Source organism: Pseudomonas plecoglossicida NBRC 103162 = DSM 15088 (assembly GCF_000730665.1).
GTDB classification, from domain to species: Bacteria; Pseudomonadota; Gammaproteobacteria; order Pseudomonadales; family Pseudomonadaceae; genus Aquipseudomonas; species Aquipseudomonas plecoglossicida.
Genome location: NZ_BBIV01000076.1, coordinates 1 through 7405 on the forward strand (window position 1 = coordinate 1; position 7405 = coordinate 7405).

Sequence of the window (7405 nt, forward strand, 5' to 3'; positions counted from 1 at the left end):
CAACAGGCATGATTGGCCAAAAACAAACGTAGGAGCGAGCGCAGCTCGCGATGCGCCGCGCGGGCGGCGCTCAATCTGCGCTCCACTACAAAACTCCGGCCGAACCTTACTGCGAATACGTGCGCAGGAAGTTACCGATACGCCCGATCGCGGCCTCCAGGTCATCCACCCGCGGCAAGGTGACCACACGGAAGTGGTCCGGCCACGGCCAGTTGAACGCAGTTCCCTGGACGATCAGCAGTTTCTCGGACAGCAGCAAGTCCAGCGCGAACTTCTCGTCATTGAGGATCGGGCACACCTTCGGGTCGATACGCGGGAACGCATACAGCGCACCCATCGGTTTCACGCAGCTCACCCCCGGAATGTCGTTGAGCAGTTCATGAGTGCGGTTGCGTTGCTCCAGCAGGCGGCCTGGCGGCAACACCAGGTCGTTGATGCTCTGGTAGCCGCCCAGCGCAGTCTGAATCGCATGCTGGGCCGGCACGTTGGCGCACAGGCGCATGTTGGCCAGCATGTCGATGCCTTCGATGTAGCTCTGGGCATGGTGCTTGGGCCCGGAGATGATCAGCCAGCCGGAGCGGAAGCCAGCGACCCGGTACGACTTGGACAGGCCGTTGAAGGTCAGGCACAGCAGGTCCGGGGCCAGCGAGGCGGTGCTGATGTGCACGGCTTCGTCGTAGAGGATCTTGTCGTAGATCTCGTCGGAGAACACCACCAGATTATGCTGGCGAGCCAGCTCCAGCATGCCCAGCAGCAGCTCCCTGGAGTAGACGGCGCCGGTCGGGTTGTTCGGGTTGATGATCACCAGGGCCTTGGTGTTCGGGGTGATCTTGGCCTTGATGTCTTCCAGGTCCGGGAACCAGTCGGCCTGCTCGTCGCACAGGTAGTGCACCGGCTTGCCGCCGGCCAGGCTCACGGCGGCAGTCCACAGCGGGTAGTCAGGCGCCGGGATCAGCACTTCGTCGCCGTTGTTGAGCAGCGCCTGCATGGACATGACGATCAGCTCGGACACGCCGTTGCCAAGGTAGATGTCCTCGATGGTGACGCCTTCGATTTCCTTCTGCTGGCAGTATTGCATCACCGCCTTGCGCGCGCTGAACAGGCCCTTGGAGTCGCTGTAGCCCTGGGCAGTGGGCAGGTTGCGGATCACATCCTGGAGGATTTCGTCCGGCGCCTCGAAGCCAAACGGCGCCGGGTTGCCGATGTTCAGCTTGAGGATGCGGTGGCCTTCCTCTTCCAGGCGTTTGGCGTGCTTGAGCACTGGGCCGCGAATGTCATAGCAGACATTGGCGAGCTTGTTCGATTTGCTGAACTGCATGATGTGATCCCGATTGAGAATACGCGGTGCGCCGCCGTCGAAAGGTTTGAAAGGGCAAGGCGCGGGTGCCAGACTTGAGGCCTTGCACACGAAGCCAACTAATATACGTGCCACCCGCGCTACGGAAAAGACGGCGCGAGGTGAAATTCAGCCTGCCGAGGTCCCCATATGCAAAAGATCGAAAAAACCCTGGATGAATGGCGTGAAATGCTCGACCCGGCGCAGTACCAGGTGTGCCGCCTGAAGGGTACCGAGCGGCCGTTCAGCGGCAAGTACAACAGCGAGCGCCGCGCCGGTGTCTACCATTGCATCTGCTGCGACCTGGCACTGTTCGACTCGCAGACCAAGTTCGATTCCGGCTGCGGCTGGCCGAGCTTCTATGCACCGATCGAGGAAAGCGCCATGGTCGAGATCCGTGACACGTCCCACGGCATGATCCGCACCGAGGTCACCTGCGCCCAATGCGATGCCCACCTGGGCCATGTGTTCCCCGACGGCCCGCCGCCGACCGGCCTGCGCTACTGCATCAACTCGGTGTGCCTGGACTTCAAACCCCGCGACGGAGCCTGACCATGGCCGGATCCATGCTGGACATCCCCTGCGTGACCCTGGGTGGTGAACACAAGGTGCTGGGCGACTTCCCAGGCAAGGCGCTGCTGGTGGTCAATACCGCCAGCCAGTGCGGCTTCACCCCACAGTACAAGGGCCTGGAACAGCTGTGGCAGGACTACCGCGAGCGTGGCCTGGTAGTGCTGGGCTTCCCCTGCAACCAGTTCGGCAAGCAGGAGCCTGGAGAGGCGCGGGAGATCGCGCAGTTCTGCGAGCGCAACTTCGGCGTGAGCTTCCCGCTGTTTCGCAAGATCGAGGTCAACGGCCCCGGCGCGCACCCGCTGTTCGTCGAGCTCAAGCAGCGCGCCCCAGGCCTTCTGGGGTCGCAGAAGATCAAGTGGAACTTCACCAAGTTCCTGGTCGACCCGGCCACTGGCAAGGTCACGCGCTATGCCCCCAGTACCAAGCCCCAGGCGCTGCAAGCCGATATCGAGCGGCTGCTCAGCCGCTGAGCGGTACCCAGTGGTCGATCAGCGCCAGTAGCTCTTCGCGGCGAAACGGCTTGGCCAGGTAGTCGTTCATGCCCGCCGCGCGGCAGCGCTCGCGCTCCTCGGGCATGGCGTTGGCGGTCAGGGCGACGATCGGCAAGTCGGGCCAGCGGCCGCTCTGGCGGACGCGCCGGCTGGCCTCGTAGCCGTCCATCACTGGCATGTTGCAGTCCATCAGCACCAGGTCGAAGTCATGCTTGGCCAACAGTTCCAAGGCCTCGGCGCCCTGGGTGGCCAGCTGCACCTGGCAGCCGAGCTTGGCCAGCATGCCCTTGGCCACCAACTGGTTCACTGGATTGTCTTCCACCAGCAGGATGTGTGCGCGACCTTCTTCGGCGGTAAGTGCCGGGGTCGCCAGTGGATGCTCCGGCGCGTGACCCTGCAGGGTGCGGCGCAAGGTCTGGTACAGGGCGTTGCGCCCCAGGGGCCGGGCCAGCTGGTGCAGCGGCGCCAACTGAGCGGCCTGCTCGGCGGGCAGGAAGTTGCCATAGGCCGTCACCAGCAGGATCGGCGCCTTGTGCTCGGGCCGCAGTTGCGTCAGGTGGTCCAGGTCATCGGTGATGAGCAGGTCATGGCCGCGAGCGGGCAGGGTGGCGACACTGTCGTGGCGCCGGTAGCCCAGCCCCCAGCTGTGCAGCAGCCCCTGGAGCAGCTCGCTCAGGCCGCTGGCGGCATCGCTCAGGGCCACCACCTGGCCGTGCAATGGCGCGGGCGGGATGGCCTCGGTATGGGTGGGCAGCGGCAGTTCGGCGCTGAAGCGACTGCCCAGCCCCGGCTCGGACTGGATGTGCAGGCGCCCTTGCATGGCTTTGCACAGGTTGCAGGTCAGCGCCAGCCCCAGCCCGGTACCGCCATATTGGCGGGTGATGCCGGCACCGGCCTGGGTAAAGGGTTGGAAAATGCGCGCCTGGGCTTCCTCGGGGATGCCGATGCCGGTGTCGCTCACCTCCAGGCGCACACCGCCAACGATGCGCACCAGGCGGATGTCGACGCGGCCGAAGCGGGTGAACTTCAGTGCATTGGACAGCAGGTTGCTGACCACCTGGCGTACCCGGGTCGGGTCGCCCAGCACCGAGCTTGGGAAGTCGCTGGCGATCAGGCAGGTGAGTTCGACGTTCTGCGCAGCGTTCTGCGACAGCAGGTTGGCGGTGTCCTCGACCATTGCGCCCATGTCGAAGGGGATGCGCTCCAGCTCCAGCTGCCCGGCATCGAACTTGGACAGGTCGAGAATATCGTTGAGCAGTTCCACCAGCACCTTGCCCGAGTCGTGGGCGATCGCCAGCTGTTGCCGCGGCTCGCTGGCCAGCGGGCTGTCCAGGGCCAAGGCAATCATGCCGAGCATGCCATTGAGCGGGGTGCGGATCTCGTGGCTCATGTTGGCCAGAAAGGCCGCGCGCGCCTGGGCCATGTCGAGGGCGCGCCGGCGGGCTTCCTCCAGTTCCTGGTTGGACTGGCTCAGGCGGCTGTTGCTGGCCTTGAGCTCGTCGGTGCGCGCCGAGACGATGTTCTCCAGTTCGTTGAGGTACTCGGTCAGGCGGTTTTCGGCGCTGCGCCGCTGCTGGATCTCGGTGGCCATGCTGACGAACTGCTGGTTGGCGACCTTGACCAGCACACCGATCTCATCGAGCTCGTGGCCGGGCGGGCAGTCCACGCGCGTCTGCCGGGGTTGGCGCGGGTCGCGGCCGCTGAGGGCGCCGATCACCCTGACCAGCGGCTTGGTCAGCATCATGTAGAACAGCGCCAGGAGGATGCCGGTCAGCACCAGGCTGCGGGTGAAGCCGCTGAGCAGGGTGACCTTGGCGCGGTCGAGAAAGCGGCTGCCGAAGGCGTAGGTGTCGACGTCCAGGTACAGGATGCCGAGAAATTCCTCGGGCATGTGCGCGAGGTAAAGCCGTTCCTGGAACTGGCGCTGCTCGCCGAACAGGAAGTCGCTCAGCGCCCGGTAGCTGTCCTGCAGGCGTGGGCGCTCGACGTCGGCCAGCACGGTCTCGTTGTTGTCGATCAGCCGGGCGCGGAACACCGCAGGCGATTGCAGCAGCCCACGGGTCAGCTCCAGGGCCAGTTCCGAGTCGATGTTGTAGGCGATGCGCGAGGCCGGGGTGTGGCTGATTTGCAGCAGCGCCTGCACTTCGCGGTTGATGGATGCGTCTTCACTGGCATAATCGATGCCGATCTGGATGAGACTGAGCAATGTTCCCAGGATGAAGCCGACCAGGACTGTCAACCGGGCTTGCTTGTATGACAGGCGATTGGTGAACTTGATATCCATGAGTCCCGAGCCGGTTTCACGTCCCTTGCGCTGCGCAAGCATAGCCGATCAGCTCCGGCTGCTGGCGGGTCTGTCTGTTCATTTCAGTTGATCGCTGATGAGGGGGACGCAAAGCGGCCCCAAAAAACTGAAATCTGTAGGAGTCGTCATGGACGCTCGCTTGAATGCTTTCCTGGAACGCGCAGAATCCGTGCTGGCGCGTCTCGAACCGCTGTTGCCAGCGCCACGCCCGACCATCGACTGGTCCACCACCCTGGCCGCCCGCTGGCAGCGTGATGGCCGCACCGGCTATCTGATGCCGCTGGAAGTCAGCCTGGACATTCGCCTGAGCGATTTGATCGGCGTCGACAAGCAACGCGACCAGCTCGGCCGCAACACCCACCAGTTCATCCAGGGCCTGCCGGCCAACCACACCTTGCTGTGGGGCTCGCGTGGCACCGGCAAATCGTCGCTGGTGCGCGCCTTGCTGGCCGAGCACGCCGGTGCCGGGCTGCGCCTGATAGAGATCGAGCGCGACCACCTGGCCGACCTGCCACGGGTGGTCGAACAGCTGCAAAAACTGCCGCAGCGCTTCATCCTGTTCTGCGACGACCTGTCGTTCGAAGCCGGGGAGGGCGACTACCGGGTGCTCAAGAGCGTGCTCGACGGCTCCCTGGAGCAGGCGCCGGACAACGTGCTGCTGTACGCCACCTCGAACCGTCGCCACCTGGTGCCGGAGAAGGAAAGCGACAACGAGAACTGGAAGCGCGTCGACGGCGAGCTGCACCCCAGCGAAGCAGTGGAAGACAAGATCGCCTTGTCCGACCGTTTCGGCCTGTGGCTGTCGTTCTACCCCTTCACCCAGGAACACTTCCTCGACGTGGTCGAGCACTGGATCGGCCAGCTCGCCCAGGCTGCGGGGCTTCAATGGCAGCGCAGCGAAGAACTCGACATCCTCGCCGTACGCTGGGCCACCGGCCGCGGCAACCGTAATGGCCGTTGTGCCTATCAGTTCGCCCGCTACTGGGTCGGGCTGCAATTGTTGGAGCAGAAATAAATGATCGACCTCAATGCCAGTGGCGCCGGCCTCGACGGCTACAACCTGCTGGCGGCGCAAGTGCAGGCGCTGTTCGCCGACGAGCGCGACTTCATCGCCAATGCTGCGCAGTTCTCGGCGTTTCTCTATAACCAGGTCGACGACCTGAACTGGGCGGGGTTCTACCTCAACCGCAACGAAGAGCTGGTGCTTGGCCCGTTCCAGGGGCAAGTGGCCTGTGTGCGCATTCCGTTCAGCAAGGGCGTGTGTGGCGCGGCGGCGGCTACCCGGCAGACTCAGCGGGTGGAGGACGTGCATGCCTTCCCAGGGCATATCGCCTGTGACAGTGCGTCGAACAGCGAGCTGGTGATTCCGCTGGTGAAAGAGGGCAGGTTGATTGGTGTGCTGGACCTGGACAGCCCGAAGCTGGCGCGGTTCAGCGAGGCGGACCAGGCTGGGTTGGAGCGGCTGGCGGCGATTTTCCTGGCGTTGACTGACTGCTGATTGTCGCTGTCCTGACTGGCCTTATCGCCGGCAAACCGGCTCCCACATGCCTGCGCGCAAGTCCTTGTGGGAGCCGGCTTGTCGTGGCGACGAACTGCGGCGATAGGGGCTGACGATCAATCGTAGATCACCCGCTTCTTCCAGGTCTCGTCCTCATCGGTCTTGAGCCCCTGGGTCAGCTCGTTCTGATCGTTCTCCGCTGGCTCCATCTTGTCCAGCACCTGGGCATTGGCCCTTGCCAGCAGCTTCTCAAGGTAAGTCAGCTGCTCTTCATACACCTTCGGTTCCGGCTGCTTGCGCAGGTACTGCACGCCCCGCTCGAACGCCAGGCGGGCCTGCCCCGGCTGCTCCTGCTGCAGCGCCTGCTGGCCGAGGTTGTTGAAAAACTCGATGTGCAGCAGCACCAGCAGGTGGCGAATCTCCCTGACCCAATGCTTGCCCTCGTTCGTCTGCAGGGCGTTTTCCTGGGTGGCCTTGACGATCTGGGTGTGCAAGGCCTCGAGCAGGAAGCGCACATCCTTGGCCTTGACCTCGGTCTGGATCGGGCTCGGCGGGTTGTTCACCGGTATGCGCTCGCCCTGGCCGATCAAGGCTTCCAGTTCGCCGATGCGTGCCTTGAGTTCGGCACTGTGCTTGTCCAGTGCCAGTTGCCGCTGGTTGAGGTTGAGCTCCAGGCGGGCCAGCAGCAGCTTCAGGGCCGGCGTCATGAACTGGCCCGGGAAGGTTTCGCTGATTTCGCCACAGCGGCGCACGCGGTCGGCCAGCTCGATCTTCAATCGCGCGCGTTCCAGCTTGCTGTTCTCGACCACGTTGTTGAGGTAGCCAATCACGATCAGCAACGCGATACCCGCAACGATGAGCAGTGTGATCAGAAGTGGTGTCACCGTTAACGCCTCATCAGGAAGTTTTACATTGAGAGTGTAGCGACCGTCGAGACGGATCACCCTGTAGGAGTGTATCGGCTGGTCGGCTGGTTTCTCGATAATGGCACTTTGCTTTGAGTGTGTCAGAAAATCAACGCCAATCCTCGGGCGCTGCTCGCCAATGCCCTTCATATAGAGCGAAGTCATTGATTTAAATAAATTTATAGAAAAGGGTTGACGACCCTACGCAGCATCCATAGAATGCGCGCCACTTGCAGCGTAAAGCACACAGCGAAACGCGGCAGGGAGTGAAAGCAGGCAGCAATGCTTGTAGCGTGT

The 7405-nt window shown here is 63.4% G+C and carries 7 protein-coding genes; 4 read left to right on the plus strand and 3 right to left on the minus strand.

The genetic code is table 11. The features are described 5' to 3' along the window. Positions 1-106 precede the first annotated feature (106 nt). On the minus strand, positions 107-1318 hold the full coding sequence (locus PPL01S_RS23890; protein WP_016391926.1) for a pyridoxal phosphate-dependent aminotransferase: 1212 nt from the start codon (positions 1316-1318) through the stop codon (positions 107-109). Between the two features lie 168 nt (positions 1319-1486). Here PPL01S_RS23890 and msrB point away from each other — a divergent pair, with 168 nt between their 5' ends. Next, complete coding sequence (msrB, locus tag PPL01S_RS23895) at positions 1487-1888, plus strand: peptide-methionine (R)-S-oxide reductase MsrB (protein WP_016391925.1); 402 nt, start codon at positions 1487-1489, stop codon at positions 1886-1888. 2 nt (positions 1889-1890) lie between these two features. After that, a complete protein-coding gene (locus PPL01S_RS23900; protein ID WP_016391924.1) occupies positions 1891-2379 on the plus strand; it encodes a glutathione peroxidase in 489 nt (162 codons plus the stop codon). Here PPL01S_RS23900 and PPL01S_RS23905 read toward each other — a convergent pair. After that, entirely contained in the window at positions 2369-4726 is a 2358-nt protein-coding gene (locus tag PPL01S_RS23905) for a response regulator (protein ID WP_016391923.1), read from the minus strand. The two genes, PPL01S_RS23900 and PPL01S_RS23905, sit on opposite strands and share 11 nt — an antisense overlap. A 106-nt stretch (positions 4727-4832) precedes the next feature. Here PPL01S_RS23905 and PPL01S_RS23910 point away from each other — a divergent pair, with 106 nt between their 5' ends. Both PPL01S_RS23910 and PPL01S_RS23915 read left to right on the plus strand, forming a co-directional pair. After that, positions 4833-5720 carry an ATP-binding protein gene (locus tag PPL01S_RS23910; protein ID WP_016391922.1) on the plus strand — a complete coding sequence of 296 codons (888 nt, stop codon included), beginning with the start codon at positions 4833-4835 and terminating at the stop codon, positions 5718-5720. Continuing rightward, positions 5721-6203: a free L-methionine (R)-S-oxide reductase MsrC gene (locus PPL01S_RS23915; protein WP_016391921.1), complete on the plus strand. Its 483-nt coding sequence runs from the start codon at positions 5721-5723 to the stop codon at positions 6201-6203. 116 nt (positions 6204-6319) lie between these two features. Here PPL01S_RS23915 and PPL01S_RS23920 read toward each other — a convergent pair whose 3' ends face one another. After that, a complete protein-coding gene (locus tag PPL01S_RS23920; RefSeq protein WP_016391920.1) occupies positions 6320-7087 on the minus strand; it encodes a hypothetical protein in 768 nt (255 codons plus the stop codon). Between the last annotated feature and the right edge of the window lie 318 nt (positions 7088-7405).

Bases quoted from the DNA above. Each gene is read 5' to 3' on its own strand.
- PPL01S_RS23890 (WP_016391926.1), bottom strand. From the start codon at position 1,318: ATGCAGTTCAGCAAATCGAACAAGCTCGCCAATGTCTGCTATGACATT.
- msrB (WP_016391925.1), top strand. From the start codon at position 1,487: ATGCAAAAGATCGAAAAAACCCTGGATGAATGGCGTGAAATGCTCGAC.
- PPL01S_RS23900 (WP_016391924.1), top strand. From the start codon at position 1,891: ATGGCCGGATCCATGCTGGACATCCCCTGCGTGACCCTGGGTGGTGAA.
- PPL01S_RS23905 (WP_016391923.1), bottom strand. From the start codon at position 4,726: ATGCTTGCGCAGCGCAAGGGACGTGAAACCGGCTCGGGACTCATGGAT.
- PPL01S_RS23910 (WP_016391922.1), top strand. From the start codon at position 4,833: ATGGACGCTCGCTTGAATGCTTTCCTGGAACGCGCAGAATCCGTGCTG.
- PPL01S_RS23915 (WP_016391921.1), top strand. From the start codon at position 5,721: ATGATCGACCTCAATGCCAGTGGCGCCGGCCTCGACGGCTACAACCTG.